The sequence below is a fragment of the Roseateles sp. 22389 genome, from assembly GCF_052044995.1.
Lineage (GTDB): Bacteria > Pseudomonadota > Gammaproteobacteria > Burkholderiales > Burkholderiaceae_C > Roseateles.
The window spans coordinates 21053-42168 of sequence record NZ_JBQEOF010000019.1 but is presented as its reverse complement, the minus strand read 5'-3'; the positions used below and the strand labels follow the sequence as shown (position 1 = coordinate 42168).

20 protein-coding genes are annotated in these 21116 nt (G+C 72.1%); 6 read left to right on the top strand and 14 right to left on the bottom strand.

Annotated elements, in window-relative coordinates; genetic code table 11:
- The first annotated feature begins 140 nt into the window (after positions 1 to 140).
- The 6 genes from ACTJKJ_RS21660 (at position 141) to ACTJKJ_RS21635 (ending at position 9766) form a co-directional block, all read left to right on the top strand.
- A complete protein-coding gene (locus tag ACTJKJ_RS21660) occupies positions 141 to 2435 on the top strand; it encodes a TonB-dependent receptor (protein ID WP_440821962.1) in 2295 nt (764 codons plus the stop codon).
- Positions 2432 to 3691: an esterase-like activity of phytase family protein gene (locus ACTJKJ_RS21655; RefSeq protein WP_440821960.1), complete on the top strand. Its 1260-nt coding sequence runs from the start codon at positions 2432 to 2434 to the stop codon at positions 3689 to 3691. Before ACTJKJ_RS21660 ends, ACTJKJ_RS21655 begins: the two co-directional genes overlap by 4 nt.
- On the top strand, positions 3688 to 4275 hold the full coding sequence (locus ACTJKJ_RS21650; RefSeq protein WP_440821958.1) for an RNA polymerase sigma factor: 588 nt from the start codon (positions 3688 to 3690) through the stop codon (positions 4273 to 4275). Before ACTJKJ_RS21655 ends, ACTJKJ_RS21650 begins: the two co-directional genes overlap by 4 nt.
- A gap of 166 nt (positions 4276 to 4441) precedes the next feature.
- Positions 4442 to 5479: a hypothetical protein gene (locus ACTJKJ_RS21645; RefSeq protein WP_440821956.1), complete on the top strand. Its 1038-nt coding sequence runs from the start codon at positions 4442 to 4444 to the stop codon at positions 5477 to 5479.
- Positions 5480 to 5493: 14 nt separating this feature from the next.
- On the top strand, positions 5494 to 7275 hold the full coding sequence (locus ACTJKJ_RS21640) for a hypothetical protein (RefSeq protein ID WP_440821954.1): 1782 nt from the start codon (positions 5494 to 5496) through the stop codon (positions 7273 to 7275).
- A 7-nt stretch (positions 7276 to 7282) separates the two neighbouring features.
- Complete coding sequence (locus ACTJKJ_RS21635; RefSeq protein ID WP_440821952.1) at positions 7283 to 9766, top strand: hypothetical protein; 2484 nt, start codon at positions 7283 to 7285, stop codon at positions 9764 to 9766.
- A gap of 45 nt (positions 9767 to 9811) precedes the next feature.
- Here the strand turns inward: ACTJKJ_RS21635 and ACTJKJ_RS21630 are convergent, their stop codons facing one another.
- The 14 genes from ACTJKJ_RS21630 to hrpD5 form a co-directional block, all read right to left on the bottom strand.
- A complete protein-coding gene (locus ACTJKJ_RS21630) occupies positions 9812 to 10810 on the bottom strand; it encodes a Bug family tripartite tricarboxylate transporter substrate binding protein (RefSeq protein WP_440821950.1) in 999 nt (332 codons plus the stop codon).
- Between the two features lie 56 nt (positions 10811 to 10866).
- Positions 10867 to 11526 (bottom strand): hypothetical protein, encoded by a 660-nt coding sequence (locus ACTJKJ_RS21625; RefSeq protein WP_440821948.1) that lies wholly within the window; start codon positions 11524 to 11526, stop codon positions 10867 to 10869.
- A gap of 83 nt (positions 11527 to 11609) precedes the next feature.
- Positions 11610 to 12932, bottom strand: coding sequence for a type III secretion system ATPase SctN (gene sctN / locus ACTJKJ_RS21620; protein WP_091733502.1), 1323 nt, complete (start codon positions 12930 to 12932; stop codon positions 11610 to 11612).
- A 12-nt stretch (positions 12933 to 12944) separates the two neighbouring features.
- On the bottom strand, positions 12945 to 13859 hold the full coding sequence (sctL, locus tag ACTJKJ_RS21615) for a type III secretion system stator protein SctL (RefSeq protein ID WP_440821946.1): 915 nt from the start codon (positions 13857 to 13859) through the stop codon (positions 12945 to 12947).
- Positions 13856 to 14494, bottom strand: coding sequence for a type III secretion protein HrpB4 (locus tag ACTJKJ_RS21610; protein ID WP_440821944.1), 639 nt, complete (start codon positions 14492 to 14494; stop codon positions 13856 to 13858). The genes sctL and ACTJKJ_RS21610 overlap by 4 nt, the downstream gene beginning before the upstream one ends.
- 104 nt (positions 14495 to 14598) lie before the next feature.
- Positions 14599 to 15480: a type III secretion system inner membrane ring lipoprotein SctJ gene (gene sctJ, locus ACTJKJ_RS21605; RefSeq protein WP_440821942.1), complete on the bottom strand. Its 882-nt coding sequence runs from the start codon at positions 15478 to 15480 to the stop codon at positions 14599 to 14601.
- Positions 15481 to 15536: 56 nt separating this feature from the next.
- Positions 15537 to 15932 carry a hypothetical protein gene (locus ACTJKJ_RS21600; RefSeq protein ID WP_183480192.1) on the bottom strand — a complete coding sequence of 132 codons (396 nt, stop codon included), beginning with the start codon at positions 15930 to 15932 and terminating at the stop codon, positions 15537 to 15539.
- 38 nt (positions 15933 to 15970) lie between these two features.
- Positions 15971 to 16441, bottom strand: a complete 471-nt coding sequence (locus ACTJKJ_RS21595) for an HrpB1 family type III secretion system apparatus protein (RefSeq protein WP_440821940.1) — start codon at positions 16439 to 16441, stop codon at positions 15971 to 15973.
- Between the two features lie 120 nt (positions 16442 to 16561).
- On the bottom strand, positions 16562 to 17320 hold the full coding sequence (locus tag ACTJKJ_RS21590; RefSeq protein ID WP_440821938.1) for a hypothetical protein: 759 nt from the start codon (positions 17318 to 17320) through the stop codon (positions 16562 to 16564).
- Between the two features lie 39 nt (positions 17321 to 17359).
- Entirely contained in the window at positions 17360 to 18811 is a 1452-nt protein-coding gene (locus ACTJKJ_RS21585) for an HrpF/NolX family T3SS translocon protein (protein WP_440821936.1), read from the bottom strand.
- 78 nt (positions 18812 to 18889) lie between these two features.
- Complete coding sequence (locus ACTJKJ_RS21580; RefSeq protein WP_091733518.1) at positions 18890 to 19159, bottom strand: hypothetical protein; 270 nt, start codon at positions 19157 to 19159, stop codon at positions 18890 to 18892.
- 96 nt (positions 19160 to 19255) lie between these two features.
- A complete protein-coding gene (locus ACTJKJ_RS21575; RefSeq protein ID WP_091733520.1) occupies positions 19256 to 19678 on the bottom strand; it encodes a hypothetical protein in 423 nt (140 codons plus the stop codon).
- Between the two features lie 16 nt (positions 19679 to 19694).
- Positions 19695 to 19955: a hypothetical protein gene (locus tag ACTJKJ_RS21570; protein ID WP_091733522.1), complete on the bottom strand. Its 261-nt coding sequence runs from the start codon at positions 19953 to 19955 to the stop codon at positions 19695 to 19697.
- A 53-nt stretch (positions 19956 to 20008) separates the two neighbouring features.
- Positions 20009 to 21082, bottom strand: coding sequence for an HrpD5 family protein (hrpD5, locus tag ACTJKJ_RS21565; RefSeq protein ID WP_440821933.1), 1074 nt, complete (start codon positions 21080 to 21082; stop codon positions 20009 to 20011).
- Between the last annotated feature and the right edge of the window lie 34 nt (positions 21083 to 21116).

Here is a 21116-nt window from a genome sequence, read left to right as displayed (position 1 = left end):
TCCGAAGGAAAACCCGAAGTTATGCGGAAAACATGCTGTGACGAGATTGACGTGGTACGTACCAGTGAATGATCATCCGGCCCGATCCGCGCAGTACCCCTCCACCCCGTTCCGGTCCTTCCGCTGAAAGCTCCTCCACCATGCGCTCTCTCGCCCGCCTCCCCTTCGCGCCGCTGCCCCTGGCGGCCCTGCTTGTCGCCGCCCACGCTCCGGTCCTGGCCCAGGAGGCCCCCGCGCCGGCCCGGCCCGCCAGCGAAGCCGCCGGCGACACCGCGCCTTCGCCCGCAGCGGTGCCCGCCCGCTCGCAGTCGCTGGGCCAGGTGACGGTGACTGGCGAATCCATCGGCCTGCGCCAGTCGCGCGCCAACGTGAAGATCACCGCGGCCGACCTGGAGCACTACCCGACCGGCGTCTCGGCCGACAAGCTGCTGGAGCGCGTGTCCGGCATCCAGGTCGGATCGTCCAACGCCTTCGGCGGCGACGGCTTCGAGAGCACGATCAGCATGCGCGGCTTCGGCAAGGACAGCATCGGCTTCTCGATCGACGGCATTCCCAACGGCCGCACGACGCTGGGCGGCGGCTCGGTGCCGACGCGCTTCTTCGACAGCAGCAACCTGGCGGCGATCGATGTGTCGCAGTCGGCCGGCATCGTCGGCGCGCCGTCCCACCAGGCGCTGGCCGGCCACATCGACTACCTGACGCAGGATCCCGGCCGTGCCTTCGGCCTGCGCGTGGAAGCCGCCACGGGTAGCGCCGAGCTCGGCCGGCTCTATGCCCGCGTGGACAGCGGCGAACTGGCGCCCGGGCTCACCGCCTACCTGAGCGTGTCTCGGCAGCAGTGGCAGGTCTCCTACGTCGACGATCCCTCCGGCCACGACACCCGCGACCATGCCGACCTGAAGCTGGCGTGGCGCCTGGGCCAGGACACCACGCTGAAGCTGTATTCGAGCTTCAACGAGCGCAAGGAGACGAGCGCCAGCAACATCGTCACGCTCAGGCAGTTCCAGACCGATCCGAAGCAGGACGGCTACACGGACCAGTGGACCGGCGTGCCCGGCGTCGACCGCAACTACCGCGGCCTCAAGGGCAACCCGCGCGAGGACCGGTTGAGCTACCTCAGCCTGAACACCACGCTGGGCGGCCTGAAGGTCTCGGCCAAGGCCTATCACCACGGGCAGGACGGGACCGGCAAGGAGACGGGCCTGGGCAACGGCGGCTATCCGGGGCTCGATGGCTCGGCCCGCAGCCTGTACTTCCGCGGCAATGACTACGACCTCTCGCGCAACGGCGCCTTGGTGGAAGTGGGCGCGCGGCATGGCGACCTGCTCGACTGGCGTGCCGGCGCCTGGTACGAGAGCTACGACCGCGGCCAGGTGCGGCGCTGGTATCCGGTCCTCGACGAGGCCGCCGGGCCGGCCCTTGCCGACACGCCGGTCGCGATCAGCGAGGACAAGCACTGGAAGAACCGCTCCACCATGGTCTACCTGGCCAATCGCAGCAGCCTGCTGGATGGCCGGCTCAAGCTGGACTACGGCGTCACCTACCTCGACAACCGGGTCGACTACCGCGCGCCGATCCAGGACTCGCGCACCGGCAAGCTGGACTTCGTCAACCAGGCGCGGGTGAACTCCGGCGTGCTGCCCAAGCTGGGCGCGCTGGTGCCGCTGGGCGCGAACACCGAGCTGTTCGCGGGCTACGCCAAGAACGCGGCCACGATGACCGACGCGACGCTCGAGGGCGGCGCGGCCACCACGATGGCGGTGGCGCTGCGGCCGCAGGACATGGACACCGCCAAGGCCTTCGACCTGGGCCTGCGCCACAAGGGCGACGGCTACGCGCTGAGCGTGCAGGGCTTCTCGATCCGCTCGAAGGAGACGGTGGCCGCGGACATCGCCGGCACGCTGCAGTCGGAGAACGTGGACCAGGGCCGCCGCATCGATGGCATCGAGCTGAGCGGCAACGCGCGCGTGGGCGCGGCCTGGCGCCTGTATGGCGCCTTCACCTACCAGAAGGCGCGCTACGCGCTGGGCGACGTCGACGCGCAGGGTTATCCGGCCAAGGGCTTCATCCGCGACGGCGCGGACCTGGTCGGCATCGCGCCGCGCAACCTCTTCCTGGAAGCCACCTGGCGGCCGGGCGATGCCTGGCGGCTCGGCGCCAATCTGCGCCACGTGTCCAGCCAGGCCGGCTACTACGCCAACCCGCGCGTGGCCAACAGCGGCGTCGACGAGCGCATGCCGGCGTACACGCTGCTCGGCGCGAGTGGGTCGTACCAGTGGGATCACCTGACCCTCGGCCTGAACCTGGAGAACATCACCAACAAGCACTACCTCTCCGGCGTCGCGCCCGAGCTGATGACGAGCCCCTCCAGCATCGGGCGCTACTTCATCGGCGCGCCGCGCACGGTGGTGCTGTGGGTGAGGATGGAGCTGTGAAGCGCTCCCCGGTGACCCGCCCCGGCGGCGCGGCGATCCTCGTCGGGGCCGTGACCGGGGTCGCGCTCCTGCTGGGCGGCTGCGCGCCGGTGACCTCGCCGGTCGATGCGCGCGCGTCGGCACGCGTTGCGGCGGACGGCGCGGCGGTTGGCGCGGCAGGTGCGCCGGGGACGACAGCCTGGGCGCAGCCGCCCATGCGCCTGCGGCTCATCGGCGAGACCGTCATTCCGCGCGTGGCGACCGATCCGCTGCTGCGCCATCTCGGCGGCATCTCCGGCCTCGACTACGACCCCGTCGAGGACACCTGGTACCTGCTCAGCGACGACCGGTCGGAGCACGCACCCGCGCGCTTCTACACCGCCAGGATCCGCTGGAACGCGCAGGGCCTGGAGGAGTTGCGCGTGACCGGCCTCACCCCACTGTTGCAGCGCGACGGCCAGCCATATCCGAATGTCCGCGCACCGACGCGGCCCGGCGAGCCGCCGCCCGACAGCCCCGATCCCGAGGCCCTGCGCCTGGACCCGCGGACCGGGCGCCTGCTCTGGTCCAGCGAGGGCGACCGCCCGCGCGGCCTGCAGCCCTTCATCCGCTGGTCGGAGCGGGGCGGCCGCTTCGCCGGCGAGCTGCCGCTGCCCGAGCGCCTGCGCGTGCATCCCGACGAGCCGCGCGGGGCCAGGGACAACCTCAGCCTGGAAGGCCTGGCGCTGGCCGAGGATGGCTCCGTGTGGGCCAGCATGGAGGCGCCGTTGATCGAGGACGGCGAGCCGCCGACGCGCCAGGCGGGCGCATTGACCCGCTTCACCCACCTGGACCGGCAGGGCCGGGTGCTGGGGCAGTACGCCTATCCGGTCGAGCCGGTCCCGGAGGCGCCGACCGGCGGCCAGCGCCGGTCCGACAACGGCGTCAGCGATGTGCTGGTCACGCCGGCCGGCACGCTGCTGGTGCTGGAGCGCTCGGGCCGGGAAGTCGCCGAGCGGGTCTTCAAGTTCCGCGTGCGGCTGTACGAGGCCCGCGTCGATGGCGCCACCGACGTCTCGGCCGTGGCCTCGCTGCGCGGCGCGGAGTTCGTGCCGATGCGCAAGCGGCTGATCCTCGACCTGCAGGCCGCCGGCGCGCGGGGACCGATCGACAACCTCGAAGGCATGGCCTGGGGACCGGTGCGGTCCGACGGCCGGCGCACGCTGGTGATGGTGGCCGACGACAACTTCTCGCCGCAGCAGGTGACGCAGGTCCTGGCCTTCGAGGTGGCGCCATGAGGGACGAGGACATGGAAGGCCTGCTCGGGGCCTGGCTGCAGGCGGCCGGCGCCGGGGACCGCGCGGCGTTCGAGCAGCTGTACCGCTATTTCCAGCCGCGCCTGACGCGCTTCATCCAGCGCTGCTGCTCGCGCCCGCATGTGGTGGACGAGGCGGTCAACGACGCGCTGTGGGTGGTCTGGAAAAGCGCCGCCAACTTCCGCGGCGACTCGCGGGTGACGACCTGGGCCCATGGCATCGCGTATCGCTGCATGCTCAAGTCGCTGCGGGATCGCGAGGTCGGTCAGGAGATCAATGCCTCGGCGGTGCCGGAGGCGGAACTCGCCGAGGCGGAGCCGTTCTTCGACGACGGCCCCGACCGCGAGCTGCGCGACTGGGTGCGTCACGGGCTCGCCGCCTTGTCGCTGGAGCAGCGCACGACGGTGGAGCTGGCCTACTGCCAGGGCGAATCCTGCGAGGAGATCGCGCGGATCATGGCCTGCCCCTCGGGCACGGTGAAGGCGCGCCTGGTGCGCGCGCGGGAGAAGCTCAAGGACGTGCTGCCGGCGCTGGCGGAGGCAGCGATCGGGACGCGCGGCCACTGAGTCCGACCCGTCGGACCATCGGACCCATCTGACCCCGCGGTCGATCGCGTCGGCGCGTTCGCTTCGGCGCCCCCCGCTTCGCGTCCGTCTCGCTGTCGTCATTGCGGTGTGCCTATCGTCATCGCCGGCCGAACCCATCACCCAACAACACGGCCAGGGAGCTTCCATGACGACCATCCTTGCGTCAACGACACCTCCGGCGAACGGGACGATCCCCGCTCATGCCGACACCGTTTCAGGCGGCACGCCCGCCGACGTCATCGCCGACTGGCGCCGCGAGGCCGCGCTGCGGCTGGGCGCCAGCCCCGAGGTCGCGCGGCATTTCGGCGCCACCGGCCTGATCGAGCTCGCCGGGCAGCCGCTGTCGCTGCATCCGCTGCATGACGAACCAACGGGGCCCTGGCTGGCCGTCACGCGCGCCGCGCGTCCGGCGGCGGTCGACGAAGCGGCCTGGTGCGATGCGCTGTTGCTCGCCAACGGGCAGGTGCTGGTCGCCACCCTCGCGGCCTTCGGATTGAACGACGACGGCGAGGCGGTGCTGATCCTGCGCAGCGCCGCCGGGCACGCGCATCCCGATCTGCTCGCCGTTGAACTGGCCGGGCTGCTGCAGCTGCGGCAGGCGCTGCTCGAGGGCGTGACGGCGCAGGCCGGAGCGGCAGCCACGGCAACCACGGCAGCCGCGGCGGCCGGCATGTCCGGAACGGCTGAAGCCGCCGCGGGGCCAGCGGATGCGGCACGGCGCCGCAGTGTCGATGCGGCCGCTGCGGCCGATGTCGACGCGCCGCTCCTGGAAGCCCCCGAGCGCGTGCTCGTGCGCGTGCATGGGGCCTTGCTGCAAGCGGGCCTGCCCGCCGCGGACGCGCTGGCCGGCGCGCGCAGCGGATCGTTCACGCTGGACGGCGTGTCGATCGGCCTGGCCTGCGAGGACGGGACCGACACGCTGGTGCTGGTGTCCGACCTCGGCGCCGAAGCGCTCGACACGCTCGAGCGACGGCGGCTCGCGCTGCAGGCCAACACGACGCTGATGGTCTTCGCCGGCGTCGCCGTGGCCCGCGAGCGCGGCCGCGCCCGCCTGATGTCGCGCTGCCCGGTCGATGGCCGCAGCGCCGCCGATTTCGCCGACGGCTTCGCCGCCTGGTTGCGCGACTTCGCGCGTCTGGCCCGCGCTACATCGACGTCCCGCGCCACCGCAGCCGCGCATTGAAGGAGGGAGCCGACATGCCTGCATCCATCCCCCCTTCGACATCCAACCGCATCGAATCGTTCCGTCTGCCCGCCGAGGCCGGCACGTCCGTGCCCGGCGCCACAGCGACCGCGGGTCCTTCAGGTACAGCAGGTACCGCTGGCTCGACGGGCTCGGCGGCCGGCGTCGTTGCCCCGACGCTTGAGCGGCCGCACAACGCGCCGTCGTCGCGAACGTCCGCGCCGCTGGCGTCCTCCAGCGGCGAGGAGCTGCGCGAGCGCCGGCCTCTGCCGGAGCTCGTCGGCACGAGTCCGGGTCGCTCGTTGCTGGACGACTCGCACAGCATGTCGGACTCGCGCGAGTGGTCGTCGCGGCGCCTCGACACCTTGGCGCGGGAGCGCGGCCTGAGCGGCCCGCTCTCGGCCACCGCGTCGGACATCGGCCGGCAACTGCGGGCCGAGCCGACCTTCAACCTGTCCCGCCCTGTCGCACCGGAGCGCAACTGGCGCTCCGTCGCGAATGCGATCGCCGGCGAAGTCACCCGGCTGGCCGGCGTGGCGGGCCGCGAGGCGGTGCGCACGCTGGGGTCCGTCGTTCCGCCGATGCCCGAGGCGCGCCTGGCCGGCGTGGTGGCGGGACACGCCATCCACCAGACGGTCGCGGTCGGCCTGCCCACTTTCGCGCGGGAGATGCTCGCCAGCGCGGTGAGCCACGCGCTGAGGCACACGCCGGCCCCGGCCGTGATGGGCCTGCAGGCCACGGTCGGCATGACCAACGTGGTCCTGCAGGTGGTGCGGGAGCTGCGCGAGCGGCGCAACCCCGACGAGGCGGCGCGCGCCTACCACTCGCTCACCCCCGAGCAGTGGCAGGCCAAGACGCCCCGCGAGCAGGAGGCGATGCGGGAGCACACGCTGAAGGTCTCGCGGCTGTTCACGGTGATGCAGGTGTCCTCGTCCGTCACCAACCTGATGCTGATGCATCACGGGTTCCAGCAGGGCGACCGGGCGGCCGCGCTGCAGCCGCTGACCAACGAGCTGAAGGTCGGCGTCTACGCCGCGATGCGGGACGGCCTGCAGGCCAGCTTCAGCATGGTCAAGGTGAACAAGCCGCCAGCGCCTGTGGGCGGCGGCCCGCAACCGGAACTGGCCGCCGGCATGTCCGGTGCCGCGCAGGCCTCCGCCGTGGCCACCTACGCGGGCGTGAACGTGGTGAACAACTTCCTCGGCGACGCGCTGAAGGGCGCGTGGGTGCCTGATCGCAGCGTGGCGGCCGCGGTGCTGCTGGATCAATCCAGCGCCATGAACGTGGGCGACGCCTGGCGTGTCGCGGCCGGGACGGCGGCGATCAGCACGCTGACCAACACGCTGGGCGAGACGATCGACTGGTTCCAGCGCCTGCAGCTCTTCGCCAACCAGACGCCCGGCGCGACGCAGGAGTGGGCGCCGGTGCTCACCGGCACGGACCGCAGCCGGGTGCTGGACCAGGCGCAGGCGCGGGCCTCGCTCACCAACACGCTCTTCTCGGCGCTGACCGCGGCGGGGCAGGGGATGGCGCACAGCAAGCTGCCGCCGCCCGTGCAGCAGTTCATCGGCAACGTCGGGGCCGCGGCGCTGGGCGCGATGCTCGATTCGCCGATCACGGGCCTGTGGCAGGCGCAGGAAGCGGTGCGGGCCACGCCGGTGCCCGCGCCGACCGTCGACCTGGAGCTGGCGCTGCGTCCGGAATCGCCGCGTCTGCCGTCGAGTTCGGCCTCGTCGGTGGCCGACATTCCGGTGCCGCAGCGCAGGCCCCGCGTCAACGTCGACGAACTCGATTGAAGGAGCCATGACCGGTCCGATCCGTTTCCCGTCGGGAGGCGCGCCATCGCGCGCCGCCGTACCGCCCGCTGGCCGGCCCCTCGCGCAGGCCTTCGCCGACGAGGTCCGTCCCGCGGGGGACTTTCCCGGGCTCGATCGGGCACCGGCACGGCCGGCCAGCGCGTACGGCGCTGGCGAGGCCGACAGCGCGCCCTCGGCCGTGCAGCGGCGCGCCGCCTTGCCGGTGTCGAGGCCGACCGAGGCCGCGGCCATGGCAGGCCCCTCGGCGGGTGCGCCATTGGCGCCGTTGGCACCGTCGTCGCCGTCGGTCCAGCTGAGGTCGCTCGCGGGCAAGCTCTCCGAGTTGGAGACGGAGCGGGCGGCGCTGCAGGCGAGCCTGGCCGAGCTGCAGCAGCGGCGTCACGACGCGCGTGCTCCCATCGCCAGCGAGCGCAGCGACGAAGTCGGCCGCCTTCAGTCGCGCGCCGAGCACGCGCGAGGCCAACTGGCCTCGCTGCAGGCCCGGCATGAGAAGGAGACCGGCGAGCTGGCGGATGCCGAGCGCAAGCTGGCGTCCGCCCGGCGGCAGCTCGAGAACCTGACGCTGGCGGCGGAGTCGCGGCCGGCTCAACCGGCTCGTCCTGCGCGCACGCGAACGGGCCGGCGCGGCGGCGCCAAGGCGATGAAAGCGACGAAGGCGACGAAGGCGACGCCGGCGGCCGCGAAACCGGATCCCCGAAGCCCCGCGGAGGTCGAGGCCCACGCGCGCATCCAGCGGCTGGAGGGGGAACGCGACAGCCTCAAGACGCAGATGGAGGCGGCCGGTCGCCGCGTGGCGGAGGCGCGCGCGGCCTTGAAGAGCGACACCGACTTCGCGGAGACCCTGCTGGATCCGCGTTTCATTGAGCAGCGGATCGACAAGGCCGCCGCCATCCACCTCAACCCGTTCCTGGCGCACTACAGGCTTCCCGCCATCGATGAGTTGCCACAGGGCGAGGACACGAGGCATGCCCGCTACCTGGCCATGTTCACCAACGTCGACGCGGGTGCGCGGCGCCTGGACGAGCCGCTGCTGGAGAATCCGGCGCACAGCTTCTCGGCGTTCTCGGCCCTGTTCAGCACCTTGTGGCCCGATCGCGTCAACGGGAGCCTGCTGAGGAACCTGCTCGGCGGTGACACGAGCGCCGTGATGGCGGCCGTGCGCGCGGGGGGCGAGGGCCTGGGAAATGCGGTGGGCCGGCATGTGCTGGCGCAGTTCACGGAGGAGATGAGGTACTGCGCCATGGCGGCGGCCAGCACGGGCCTGCCCGATGGCACGACGGCGCGCCGCGTGAAGTTGAGCGACGGCAGCCGGGTGACGCAGACGGCGCTGGCTGAAAGCCGCGCGCGGGCCCGCGACCTGATGCCGCTGCAGGAACTGCCGGCGCATCGTGGCCGCATCGTCGTTGGCGCGATCCAGCAGGCGACCTCGATGATGACGACCATCGCCGAGGAGTACCGCGAGGCGTCTGGCGACGTGCAGCGGTCCCAGTCCGCGTTGGACGGCGCGTTGAAGGAGCGGAGCGCGCTCGTCGAGCGCGGTGAGCAACTGACGCGCGAGCTCGGCGCCGCGCAGTCGGCGCTCAGCGGCCTTCGCGACGCGCGCCGGCAGCGGGACGCCGCGCAGCCGGCGCCATCAACGCCATCAGGGCAATCAGCGCAGCCTGCCTCGCGCGATGCCGCGCCGGATGCGGCCATTCCGCAGCTCCCGGCGGCGGCCGGGTCCTCGTCGCCGGATGTCGACGCTCGCAGGATGCGACTGCGCGGCGATGTGGACCGCCACAGCGCCCAGGCGGACGAGGCGCGCAGCCGCGTCGACCAGACCGCGCGCGACGTCGGCGAAGCGCAGGCCGAGCTGCGCCGCTCCGCGCAAGCGCACGAGGCGGCCGCCGCGGCGCTGGCGCGGGAGGCCGCGAATGCCAGCCGCGAGCACGACGAAGTCCGTGCCGCCCAGGCCGGGCTGCGCGAGCGGCTGGCGGTGACCGAGGCGCGGATCGGCGAGCTGCGCGAGACCTTGCATCAAGCGCCGGCGCGTCGCGCCGCGATCAGCGATCCGGCCTGGGAGCGCGCCGTCGAGCGGCACGTCGGCATCAGCGACGAGGCGATGCGGGAGCGCGCGCCCGAGACCGGCCATGTGGGCAGCTACGACTCGCTGTCGACGCTGTCCCAGGTGGTCGCCGACCTGCACGCCCATGTGTCCGGCCATACCGACCTGCGGCCCGTGCTCGCGGCACGCAACCGCCGCGAGTTCGACAGCGCCGTGGCCCGCGTGCCGGGCGGCGTCACCGACCTGGTGTTCGACCACGGCCGCCAGGTGGGACGCGGCTTCAGCAACGCGCTGGACCGCACCGAGCGCGCGACGCCGCTGCAGCACAGCAGCTACTCGCTGGATTTCGTGCAGGGCAGGGTGGTGGTGTCGCACCTGCATCCGCATGTGCCGCGCCGCACGCTGCAGGTGGCGGAGCTGAAATGAAGCGAGGGCCCCGAGGGGCCCTCCGCGCCGGCCTGCACGCGCCGGTCACTCCAGCCGGATGCCGCTCTCCTTCAGCAGCCGCCCGTTGGCGGCGTGCTCGCGCCGCAGCTGGTCCGCGAATGCCGCGATCGTCGCCGGACTCACGAGGTAGTCGAGCTGGCGAAGCCGCTCCTGCACGTCGCGCTCCGCCAGCACGCGGTTGATGGCCTCGTGCAGGCGCTGGATCACCTCGGGCGGCGTGCGGGCCGGCGCGAAGACGCCGAACACCGAATTCATGTTGGCCTCCGGATGGCCCAGTTCATCGATGGTCGGCACGTCGGGCAGGCCCGGCATGCGGCCCGGTGCGGCCACGGCCAGCACGCGCAGCTTGCCGCGCTCGACCAGCGCGTTCAGCGCCGCGCCGGGATTGGCGGTGAACAGCTGGAACTGGCCGCCGGCGGCGTCGGTGGCGATCTGGCCGCCGCCCTTGTAGGGCACGTGGGTGAAGCGGACCTGCGCCTTGCGCGAGATCTGCTCGAGCATCAGGTGGCCCAGGCTGCCCACGCCGCTGGTGGCGAAGGTGACCTGGTCCGGCTGCGCGCGCGCCTGCGCGATCGCGTCGGCGAAGGTCTTGCCGGTGAAGGCCGGCGTGGCCAGCAGGTACACCGGCGACACCATCACCCGCGCCACCGGCGCGAAGTCGGTCAACGCGTCGTAGGGCACCTGGTGCGTGTGCGGGCTGAGCGTCAGCGGGCTGATCGCCGAGAAGGCCAGCGTGTGGCCATCCGCGGCGGCCTTGGCCACCACGCCCATGCCGATGACGCCGCCGCCACCCGGCTTGTTGTCGACGATCACCGGCTGGCCCAGCGCCAGCCGCTCGGCCAGCAGGCGCGCGACGGCGTCGCTCAGTCCGCCCGGCGCATAAGGCACGACGATACGCACCGGCTTGCTGGGCCAGGCGCCGGTTTGCGCTTGAGCGGTGGGAGCGAGCAGCGCCAGGGGCGCCGACGCCGCGGCGATCGACGCCTGGATGAAGGCGCGGCGGGAGGCCAGGGGGAAGGTCATGAATGAAGGCTGGATGAAGGGTCGGTGCAAGCGCGGCGGACCCGGCCCCACCTGCGCTACTGCGCGATCGGGTCGGCGGCCAGCAGCTCGATGTAGCGCCGCGGGCCGGCGTCGAAGCTTCCCGCCGGTTCGGCGTCGCCGCCGGCGCGGGCCTCGGACGTCAACCGGTCGGCGGGAATGCCGCGGCTGGCGAGTATCGCCTCGGTGCCGCGGGCCCAGCCCAGCGCCTGGTTGCGACCCTTCGCGGCCGCCGGGGAATTGGCGGGCGAGTTGACGCGGATGCCTGCCTCGACGCGCACCCGCACCGCCGGCGAGCGCGCGAGCACCTCGGCGGCGCGCTCCACAAAGTGCCGAAAGCGCGGCTGCAGCGCATCGCGGCGATCGACCGCATCGGCGGCGTCGATGCGCACGCGCACCTGGTTGCCGGCCGTGCGCATCACCTCCACCTGACCGTTGTCCAGCGCCAGCTGCTGCAGTTCCCGCGCCACCGCCGCGATGTCCGGCGACCAGACGTGGCCGTCCTTGACGTCGAGCGCCGGGCCCGGCGGCGGCAAGGGGACCGGCGCCGGCGCGACGACGGCCAGCGGCTCCGGCGGGCGGCGCGAGGCGCAGCCGGTCAGGCCGACGCCCAGCGCGAGCAGCGCGATCGCGAGCGCGCCGCGCGGGCCGAGGCGGTGCGCGCGACGGCGGTGATGACGGTGAAGGGAGGCATTCATCGGGTCACTCCGGATCGTTGAAACAGCCCGGCCTCAGGGCCGGCGGGGCAAGGCGCGAAGCGCGTCGCGCGTGCGTGCCATCCTCATCCCGCCACGACCTGACCCAGCGACCCCAGCGTGCGGTCGAAGGCCCAGAGGTCGTCGGTGGCCTGGCACAGGAACTCGCGCACCGGCTGCAGCTTGCGCATGGCCTCGTCGGCGAGCGCGTCGTTGCCGGGCTTGTACTCGCCCATCTGCACCAGCGGCTCGATCTCGTCGTACTTGGCCATCAGCGCCCGCAGGTGGCCGGCCGCCGCCTGGTGCGGCTTGGGCACGATCTGCGACATCACCCGCGACAGGCTGCCCAGCACGTCGATCGCCGGGTACTGGTTCCGCGCGGCGATCTTGCGCGACAGGATCATGTGGCCGTCCAGGATGCCGCGCACTTCCTCGGAGATCGGGTCGTTGCCGCTCTCGTCCTCGTACAGCACGGTGTAGAGGGCGGTGATCGAGCCGCGCGCGCCCATGCCGGCGCGCTCGAGCAGCCGCGGGATCTCGGCGAACACCGACGGCGGAAAGCCGCGCCGCGCCGGCGGCTCGCCCGCCGCCAGGCCGATCTCGCGCTGCGCCCGCGCGAAGCGGGTCAGCGAGTCCATCATCAGCAGCACCTTCAGGCCCTGGTCGCGGTAGTACTCGGCCACCGCGGTGGCCACGTGCGCCGCCTTCGCGCGCTCGCTCGACGAGCGGTCCGAAGTCGCGCACACCACCACCGAGCGCGCCATGCCGGCCTCGCCCATGATGAGCTCGATGAACTCGCGCACCTCGCGGCCGCGCTCGCCGATCAGTGCGATGACGCTGATGTCGCACTGCGTGCCGCGCGCCAGCATGCCCATCAGCGTGGACTTGCCGACGCCGGCCGGCGCGAAGATGCCCATGCGTTGTCCCTCGCCCAGCGTGATCAGTCCGTCGATCACCTTGACCCCGGTGGGCAGCGGGCGCTCGATCATCTCGCGCTCCATCGGCGTGGGCGGCAGCGCGAACACCGGACGCGATTCGGTCGTGCGCACCGGGCCCTTGCCGTCGATCGGCCGGCCCAGGCTGTCGATCACGCGGCCCAGCAGCGCCTGGCCGACCGGCACCGACAAGACCTGGCCCAGTCCGACCACGCGGGTGCCGCCGCGCACGCCCAGGATCGAGCCGAAGGGCGAGAGGATGCTGCGCCCGCCGGCGAAGCCCACCACCTCGGCCGTCTGCAGCACCGCGCCGTCGTCGTCGAGCACCTCGCACAGCTCGCCCAGGCGGGCGTCCAGGCCGCTCACGCGCATCAGCGTGCCGATCACCTCGGTGACCTTGCCGGTGCGGCCCACCATCGTGGCCGAGGCGAGCTCGGCCTCCATCAGGTCGGTGAATCCCTGCAATGCCTTCATCGGCGCTCCTGGTCAGTGTTCGGCGAGGTCGTGCGCGTGAAGGATGTCCTCGGCGTCATCGGCATCGGCCGGCGCACCCGCGTCCGTGTGCGGAAATCCGAAGGACGCGTGGGCCTGGGCTTGAGCCTCGACGTCGCTGACGCCGCGATCGCTGACGCCGTCGTCCGGCCCGTCATCGAAGCCGTGGTCGGTGGCTTCGTGGTCGCCGGCATCGGCCAGCGGCAGGCTGCTCGCCAGCGCCTTGCGCACCGCACGGTCCATCGCCGCGCGCAGGCCGTCGAGCTGCGTCTGCAGGCTGGCGTCGAGGATGCCGACCTCCGACTCGAACACGCAGCTGCCGGCCCGCAGCGCCGGGTCGACGCTGACCTCGATGTGAACCCCTTGCGTCTGCAGCGCCTTGAGCGAGTCCAGCGCGGCGCGCGCGTGGGCGTGGTCATCGGCGCTGACGCGCAGGGCCAGCGTGCTCGCGCCGCGCGCGAAGCTGCGCACGCTGCGCAGCGCGCGCTGGTACAGCGCCGCCCGCTCCTCGGTGTGGACGATGCGTTCGACGGCGCCGGTGACGATGGTCGCCAGCTTCTCGTGCATGCCGCGCAGCACCTGCGCGTTGTCGATCACCTGCACCGTCTGGCGCTCATGCCATTCCAGCGCGGCCTGGCGTCGGCCGGCTTCGCAGGCCTCGACCCGCAGCCGCTCGGCTTCGGTGCGGGCCTCTGCCAGCAGACGGTCCGCCTGCTCGCGCGCATCGCTCATCAGCTTCGAGGCCTCTTCGCGCGCCTGCGCCAGCACCGCGTCGCGCTGCTCATCCATCGCGCGGCGCAGCGCGTCGAGCTCCGCAGCGCCGTCGACTTCGGCGGCGCGCAGGATGCCGTCCTCGGCCCCCAGTCCGCCCAGGCGGTCCGCGCCGCCGCCCTGCAGCCAGATCATCATGTCGGTTCCTTCGCGAAGAGCGCGTCCAGGCGGGCCAGGCCCTCGAGCGCGCAGGCGTGACGCACTGGCACCTGATGGCGGCCGTCGGGCACCGGCCAGCGCGCCGGCAGCGCGAGGCGCACCAGGCGCCGCAGGCCGCGATGCGGCCATGCGCCGGCGAGCGCCAGGTCCGCGTAGCCGACGCAGGCCCACTGGATCGGCGACCAGGCCGCCACCTGCGCCGGCACCACCGCGCCCTGGCGCGCGGATTCGCGCAGGGCCGCCATCGCCGGGCCGAGCGCGCCTTCGAGCGCCCGCCGCGCGCGGATCTCGACGCAGCAGCGCAGCACGCCGGGCCGGCCCGCCAGCGCCACCGCGCACAGGCGCGACAGCAGGCCCAGCCGCCCGTGCAGCGCCAGGCGCCCGCCCGGTGTCGCGAGCAGGCGCGGGTCGGGCAGCGGCCCGCACCAGCGGCGGTACAGCGTCAGCATCAGGCGGCGGCGCGAGGGGCCGTCCGGCATCTGGTCGAGCGCCGGCCGCAGCGCATTCAGCGCCGCCCAGCCGTCGTCGATGTCGTCGGGCAGCCGATCCAGGCGGCGCTGGAACACGAGCGCGAGTCGGGCCAGTTCGCCGGGGTCCACGGGCGATACGGGCAAGACGGGCGATCCGGGCGGGGCGGCCCTGGCCGGCCGATCGACCGTCGTGTGCGGGGCCGGCGCGATGCGGCTCGGTGTCGTCAGGGCGGCGTCCATGGCCGACCTCAGGTCGCGGAAGCCTGCGCCGCGGTGGGGCTGCCGCCGTTCAAGCCCGCGCTCGCGCCGGGGCCGCCGCCCTGTGCGGCGTTCGCTTGCCCGTCGGCGGCGCCTGCGGTGGTGGCCGAGGCCACGGTGCCCGGCCGCAGCCGGCGCGCCAGCGGTTCGGGCAGCCACTCCGGCTTCTTCCATGCGACCCCGGCGGCGCCGCCCAGGCCGAGCAGCGCCAGCGCCGCCGCGATCCAGATGCCGATCCCGCCGGGCGCGGGCGGTGGCGGCGGCGCGATCATCGCGCCGGCCACCAGCGTCACCGAGACGTTGTCGTAGGACAGCCCCTCGACGCTGCGCGCGACCATGTTCTTGATCGCCGGCGTGAGCGCGGTGAGGTTGGCCTGCGGCCGGTACTTCACGAACACCGACGCGCTCGAGGGCTTGGCCTCCTGCGCCATCGGGTCGTTGTTGGGCAGCACGATGTGCACCCGCGCGGTGACCACGCCGTCGATCTGGCTCAGCGTCTCGGAGAGCTCCTGCGACACGCCGTGGATGAAGCGCACGCGCTCCTCGGTCGGCGAGGAGATCAGGCCTTCCTTCTTGAACATGTCGCCCAGGCTGACGTGCTTGTCCTGCGGCAGGCCCTGCGCGCGCAGCACCGCCAGCGCGCGCACCACGTCGGCCTCGTCGACCTTGACGCTCCAGGTCTTGCCGCTGTCGGGCGTCTGCTTGCTGGCGGTGATGCCGCTCTCCAGCAGCGCCGACACCATGTGGTTGGCGTCGGCCTCGGACTGCTTGGTGTAGAGGTCGGTGTCGCAGGCCGCCAGGCACAGCGCCAGCACGGCGCCGAGCAGCAGTCGCCAGGGCCGCGGGGCGCGGTCGTTGATCTTGGAAGGCATGTCGGAACTCCCTGGGTCCGTTCATCGCGGCCGGACTGCGCCGGCCGCAGGACGCGTCACTGGTTCTTCATCAACGTCTGCAAGCCGCTCTTGCTGCTCTGCGCGACATAGACGCCGGCGTTGAACTGCACCTGCACCATCGACAGCTGATAACTCAGCGCGATGTGGCGCGAGGCCAGCTCGCCGGGATTCATCGCCGGCGCCTCCTGCGAGAACGCGCGCACGCTGTCGAAGGTCTGGCGCAGCACGCCTTCCTGCGCCTCGATGAAATGCGAGACCGGCGAGCGCTCGCCGACCTCGGTGCCGTGCGGCGCCGGCGCGGTGGGATGCTCCATCATCAGTCGCTGGAAGCGGTCGGACAGACCGCCGAGCGCATCGGGCGCGGCGGCGGCGCGATCCAGGACCTGCGTCGGGGCGGCGCCGGACACGGCGCCGATGGCGGGAACAGTCATGCGGATCTCCTGCGGTGTGGCTTCGGACGCGCGCCGCTTCAGGCGCGCAGCAGCGGCGCGTGCGGCAGCGAGCGCGGGTCGTAGTCGGCGAAGCTGGTGGCGGCCGGGGCGTCGGGCTCGGGCTCGCCGACATTGACGTCCTTGCCCAGCAGCAGCCGCACCAGGCTGCGCGCTTCCTGCGTGGAGTCGCCTTCGATGACCTCGTTGGCGCTGACGCTCCAGGCCGGATCGCCGACGGCGAACTGGCAGAAGGCCATCAGCGCGCGGCCCAGGCTCCAGTTGCGCGTGTTGGCGTCGAGGTTGTTGAGCGTGCGGATCGCGTCGTGCCAGTGGCCGCGGCTGATCGCGATCCAGGCCTCGAAGGTGTCGAGCTCGGTCAGGTGGGGGCGCAGCTGGCGCACCGCCACCAGCACCGTTTCGGCGTCCTCGGTGCGCTTGTGCGTGATGCCGAGGCTGACGATCTCGATGAGGGCGCGGACGAAGGGTTTGCGATGAAAGGTCGGATCCATCTGTGTGCTCCTGGGGAAGTGCCTGTCCTGAACGGACGCGTGTCCGCTCGGGACAGGCACGTCGCGTGCGAGGACGCGGCGTGCCTGGCGGGGGCCGCGAACGGCCCCCGCGCGTGGACATCAGAACAACATGCCGGTGGTGCGGCCGTTGAAGATGTTGAACAGGTTGACGCCCTGGGTCAGCTCGCTCTGCGACAGGTTGGGACCGCCGTAGGCCTGAGCCCAGTTCAGCGCATCCACCTGGGTGAACGGCTGGTTCAGGCTGGTGAACGGCTGCTGCGCGAAGGACGCGTTGTACGGCGAGGCCACGCCACCGGCGTAGGGCTGCTGGAAAGCGGTGAACGGCTGCTGCGCGTACGACTGCGTGTAGGGCGAGGCGTACGGCGAGGCCGCGAACGGCTGCTGCCCGTAGGGTTGCGGGAAGGCGGGGATGCCGCCGCCGAGGCCGCCCAAGCCGCCACCGAGGCCACCGCCCAGTCCGCCGCCGAGACCGCCGCCCAGTTGGTTGGCCACCGAGTTGGCCAGCGGATTGGCGTTGCCCAGGCCGCCCAGGCCGCCGCCGCCCAGCGCCTGCAGCAGCGGGGTCAGCGCCTGCAGCAGCTGGACCACGCTCTGCAGGATGCCCTGCAGGCCCTGGCCGGCGCCTTGCGGGCCGCCCAGTCCGGGCATGCCCAGGCCGGGGAGACCCGAACCCGGCAGGCCGGGCAGGCCGCCGCCGAACTGGCTCTGCTGCGCCTGCAGCAGGTTCTGCAGCAGGCCGGTGCTGAACTGCATCAGCGTGGAGGCGATGTCCATCGTGCTGGACAGGGCCGAGCCCAGCGGCGACTGGGGCGCCGCGTACGACGGGACCGAGGAGGTCGGGGGGATCGAGAAGCTCATGGTGTGAGTCCTTTCAAGCGGTTGGTGCGAGCGTTCCGATCAGTACAGGCGGACCGAGGTCGGCACGTTCTGGAAGGTCGTCGCGACGTTGTCCTTGAAGGCTTGGGACGGTTGCGGCACGTTGTCATTCAGGCCGCGCAGCAGCAGGCCGGCAAGCGAATCGGCGCGCACGTTGCCGAAGATCTCGCCCTTCAGGCCGCTCGGGCCGGGCTGGGTGTCGGCGCCCTTGAGCACTTCACGCAGGTCGTCGGCGCTGACCAGGCCGTCGCCGCGCTGGTCGCCGCGATGCTTGACGCGCACCTTGAAGGCGTTGTCCATCTTGTCGAAGAGTTCCGGCTGGCTGAGGATCAGCTTGGCGGCGTCCTTCATGTCCTGCGGCGCGGCGGTGCCGTCGGGCATCTTGCCGGTCTTCACGATGGCGTCCAGGTCGGACTTGCTGACCATCTTGTCGCCCGAGGTGAAGAAGCTGTTGCCGTACTTGGCCAGCGTCTGCAGCGCTTCCTTCTCGCCCACGCTGAAGCTGACCTGCTGCATCGCGGCGGTGGTGTCGCCCTTGCCGATCTTGCCGTCGGCATGGCCCTTGAAGCCTTGCGCCTTGGAGTCGGCGGTCTCCAGCGACTTGAAGTCGTCCGGATGGTCGAGCAGGTACTTGGCGGCGGCGCGCAGCTCCGGCGTGTAGTTCGCCGAGACCTGGAAGCGCTGCATCTCGCCGTTGGCGATCGCCTTCAGGTCATCCTTGGTGATGAAGTTGTCCTTGCCGGCGGTCAGCTGGTCGAAGTTGCGGGCGATCTCGCGGGTCGCGCGGTCCTTGTCCATCTGCACGTTGCCGGCGGCGTCGAACTTGAGCTCACCGGTCGGCGCGGTCGTGGTCGGCACGTTGGGCGCGCCACCGTAGGCGTTGGTCTGCGGTGCGTTCGGCAGGTTGGCGTTGGGCAGGCCCGCGCCGTTGTAGACGCCGCCCGGGGGCAGGCCGCCCTGGGGCACGGCACCGCTGCCGCTGAACATCTGCAGCACCTGCTGCAGCGCGCTGAACGCATTGGCCTGCGTCGGGTTCATCGCCGGTGCGAAGGGCGTGGTCATGGGCAGGCCCAGGGCCGGGTTGCCCATCAGCGGATTGCCCATGAGCGGGTTGCCCATCATCGGGTTGCCCATCATGGGATTGCCGATCATGGGGTTGCCCATGGCCGGCACGTAGGCCTGCGGCAAGCGCTGCAGGCCGGGCATCGGCAGCTGGGCGAAGGGGTAGGCGCCGAAGGCGTTGGCCGGCAGGGTCGGCAGCATCGGCATGCGCTGCATGCCCGCCATCAGCAGCGGCGAGACGGCGGCCAGCACGTCGCCGATCGAGCTCAGGACGTTGCCCAGCCGGGTGGGGTCCAGCGACAGGGGCACGTTGCCCAGCGGGCTGGACACAGCGGAGGAAGCGGTGCTGCCCAGGCCGAGGCGCATGTTGTAGCTGTTGACCTGGGTCTGCTGCGTGGAATTGACGCTCATGAAGATCTCCCGTGGGAATGAGGAATGAATCGAGAACGGATTCGGAGGGATGAGAGGGTGCGAGGGATGTGGTGGTGCTTACGCGAGACCCTTGATCGCTTCGCCGATGGCCTTGAAGAGCTTGGCCAGCGCTTCATTCATCTTCACGATCATCTGGATGATCCCCATCTGCGTCTGGAACTGCATCTGCATCGCAGCCGTCTGCTGGATCTGGTCCATCATGGCCGAGCCGTCCTGGCCGGCGGCCTGGGTGCCCTGCGCGCTCAGCCCGGCGGCGCCGGACTGGAACATGTTCATGGAATTGCCCATGCTCGCGCCGGTGCTGCTGCTGGTGCTGGGAATTGACATCGTCTGCTCCTGAGGAAATGCGGAAGGTCCGCGTTGGGGTGCGCCGCGAGGTGCGGCCTGCTCGAGAAGGGAGCCGGGACAGCGCTCCCGGGGGAATCAGTGGGAGGTCCGGAGGCTGGCCAGGTAGGCGAGGACGCCGTTGGCGGCTTCGCGGGCCTGCTGGTCGGTGCTGGTGGCCAGCACGTTGTTGAGCCAGTGCTTCCACTCGGGGTCGCCGCTGAGCATCATCGAGACGCCCAGCGCCACCTTGGAGTTGTCGTCGTCGGGCTGCTGCTCGATGCGGCGGCCCAGCGAGGCCTTGGCATAGGCCGCGTCACCGCCCATCGCGACCGCGATGGCGCGGTGCATCACGTACATGGTGGGGTCCTCGAGGGTCATCTCGACGGCCTCGTGCACGATGGCCGCGTCCTCGCTGGCGCGATAGATCGCGCCCAGCAGGCCGATGGCCATCAGGTTGCGGTAGACCTCGGGGTACTGCGCGCCCGGCGCGCCGCCGCTGCTGGCTTGGGTGTGTTGCATGGAGGGCCTCCGCGGGTCAGACGGCGAGCGACGCGTTGTGCAGCGTCTCCCAGATGTGGCGCACGATGCGCTGCGCGGCGTTGAAGGCCTCGATCAGCTGGGAGATCAGCTGGCGCTCGGCGGCGGCGGCGGTCTGCAGCAGGCCTTCGCTGCTCTTGGCCACGTCGGCGAAGTAGGACAGCATGGCGCGCGCGCGGTCGCCGGTGGCGTCCTCGGCCAGCGACTTCTCCAGGTTGGCCAGGTCGCCGAAGACGGTTTGCTCGAGTTGCTCGTTCATGGTCGAAGTTGCTCCGTGAAAAGGGGGAGGGTCGGGTGGAAGTCCGGAAGGGATCAACGGGCCGGCGGCGTCGGCGGATCGCTCAGCTCGCCGATGGACTCCGGGATCAGGGAGAGGTGCTTGGCGCCATCGCGCGTCTGCACGTACTGCAGGCCGTCGGTGGCGAGCATCGCCCCCACCGGCACGCTCTCGGGGACCGGCGCGGGGGCGACGGCCACTTCGATGCCGCGCACCAGCGGCGCCAGGTCGGCGGCCACGCGCGTGGAGGCGTCGCGCACCCGGTCGGGATGCGCGGCGCGGCCGCCCACGATGAATACGCCGCGGTCGCGGTAGCGCACCACCAGGCCGGGCGTGTCCAGCGCGTCGGAGATGCTCTGCGCGATGTCGGCGGCCGAGGCGTAGCGATGCTCGATGCGCTCGACCGGGAAACGGTCCAGCAGCTGGCGCAGCGTCTGCGCGGCGGCGGCGTCGGGCAGCAGGCCCTCGACGATCACGCGCTCGCCGGCGGCGCGCACGGTGATCTCCGGGATCGCGGCGCTGGCGATGGCGCGGTACACCTGGCCCACCAGCGGCTCGGGCTTGACCGCGGCGCGCGCGGCCTGCGCATGCCGCGAGATCACCGTGGCCAGCAGGCCGCCCAGCGTGAGCGCGGCCACCAGGCCCCAGGCCAGCACCCGGCGGCCGCCGGTGACCGCGGCCTCGACCACCGGCGCGGCGGCCTCGACCACCGCCTGCACCGGACGCATCAGCCGTTCCATCAGCTCGATGTCGGAGGGCCAGGCGGCGTCGTCCGCCGGACCGACGCAGAGCACCACGTCGCCGAAGCGGCGCGGCTCGAAGTCGGCCATCGGTGCGCCCGTGCCGGCGGCATCGTCCACGGCGGCGCCGGACGCTGCGTTCAGCGTGGCGCCGGGCGTGGCGATCGGCGAGCCATTCAGCGAGCCGTTCAGCGGGGAGGCGAGGGCGAGCACTTGACCGTTCTCCGTGAGTTCGAGGACCAGGGGTTCCGCGTGCCAGTCGACGAGCTGGATGTCGGCCTGCTCGTCCGCGGCGATGCGGTATGTCGATGCGCTCAACGGTAGGTGGACCCCCGCATGCACGCCGGTCAGGACACGAAGCTGTTTCATGGATTGCGAATGCCTGCGCGAGGGGTGCGGACGG

What these genes read in the sequence shown, in the direction of transcription:
- ACTJKJ_RS21660 (WP_440821962.1), top strand. Translation starts at nt 141, where the DNA reads ATGCGCTCTCTCGCCCGCCTCCCCTTCGCGCCGCTGCCCCTGGCGGCC.
- ACTJKJ_RS21650 (WP_440821958.1), top strand. Translation starts at nt 3,688, where the DNA reads ATGAGGGACGAGGACATGGAAGGCCTGCTCGGGGCCTGGCTGCAGGCG.
- ACTJKJ_RS21645 (WP_440821956.1), top strand. Translation starts at nt 4,442, where the DNA reads ATGACGACCATCCTTGCGTCAACGACACCTCCGGCGAACGGGACGATC.
- ACTJKJ_RS21640 (WP_440821954.1), top strand. Translation starts at nt 5,494, where the DNA reads ATGCCTGCATCCATCCCCCCTTCGACATCCAACCGCATCGAATCGTTC.
- ACTJKJ_RS21635 (WP_440821952.1), top strand. Translation starts at nt 7,283, where the DNA reads ATGACCGGTCCGATCCGTTTCCCGTCGGGAGGCGCGCCATCGCGCGCC.
- ACTJKJ_RS21630 (WP_440821950.1), bottom strand. Translation starts at nt 10,810, where the DNA reads ATGACCTTCCCCCTGGCCTCCCGCCGCGCCTTCATCCAGGCGTCGATC.
- ACTJKJ_RS21625 (WP_440821948.1), bottom strand. Translation starts at nt 11,526, where the DNA reads ATGAATGCCTCCCTTCACCGTCATCACCGCCGTCGCGCGCACCGCCTC.
- sctN (WP_091733502.1), bottom strand. Translation starts at nt 12,932, where the DNA reads ATGAAGGCATTGCAGGGATTCACCGACCTGATGGAGGCCGAGCTCGCC.
- sctL (WP_440821946.1), bottom strand. Translation starts at nt 13,859, where the DNA reads ATGATGATCTGGCTGCAGGGCGGCGGCGCGGACCGCCTGGGCGGACTG.
- sctJ (WP_440821942.1), bottom strand. Translation starts at nt 15,480, where the DNA reads ATGCCTTCCAAGATCAACGACCGCGCCCCGCGGCCCTGGCGACTGCTG.
- ACTJKJ_RS21600 (WP_183480192.1), bottom strand. Translation starts at nt 15,932, where the DNA reads ATGACTGTTCCCGCCATCGGCGCCGTGTCCGGCGCCGCCCCGACGCAG.
- ACTJKJ_RS21595 (WP_440821940.1), bottom strand. Translation starts at nt 16,441, where the DNA reads ATGGATCCGACCTTTCATCGCAAACCCTTCGTCCGCGCCCTCATCGAG.
- ACTJKJ_RS21590 (WP_440821938.1), bottom strand. Translation starts at nt 17,320, where the DNA reads ATGAGCTTCTCGATCCCCCCGACCTCCTCGGTCCCGTCGTACGCGGCG.
- ACTJKJ_RS21585 (WP_440821936.1), bottom strand. Translation starts at nt 18,811, where the DNA reads ATGAGCGTCAATTCCACGCAGCAGACCCAGGTCAACAGCTACAACATG.
- ACTJKJ_RS21580 (WP_091733518.1), bottom strand. Translation starts at nt 19,159, where the DNA reads ATGTCAATTCCCAGCACCAGCAGCAGCACCGGCGCGAGCATGGGCAAT.
- ACTJKJ_RS21575 (WP_091733520.1), bottom strand. Translation starts at nt 19,678, where the DNA reads ATGCAACACACCCAAGCCAGCAGCGGCGGCGCGCCGGGCGCGCAGTAC.
- ACTJKJ_RS21570 (WP_091733522.1), bottom strand. Translation starts at nt 19,955, where the DNA reads ATGAACGAGCAACTCGAGCAAACCGTCTTCGGCGACCTGGCCAACCTG.
- hrpD5 (WP_440821933.1), bottom strand. Translation starts at nt 21,082, where the DNA reads ATGAAACAGCTTCGTGTCCTGACCGGCGTGCATGCGGGGGTCCACCTA.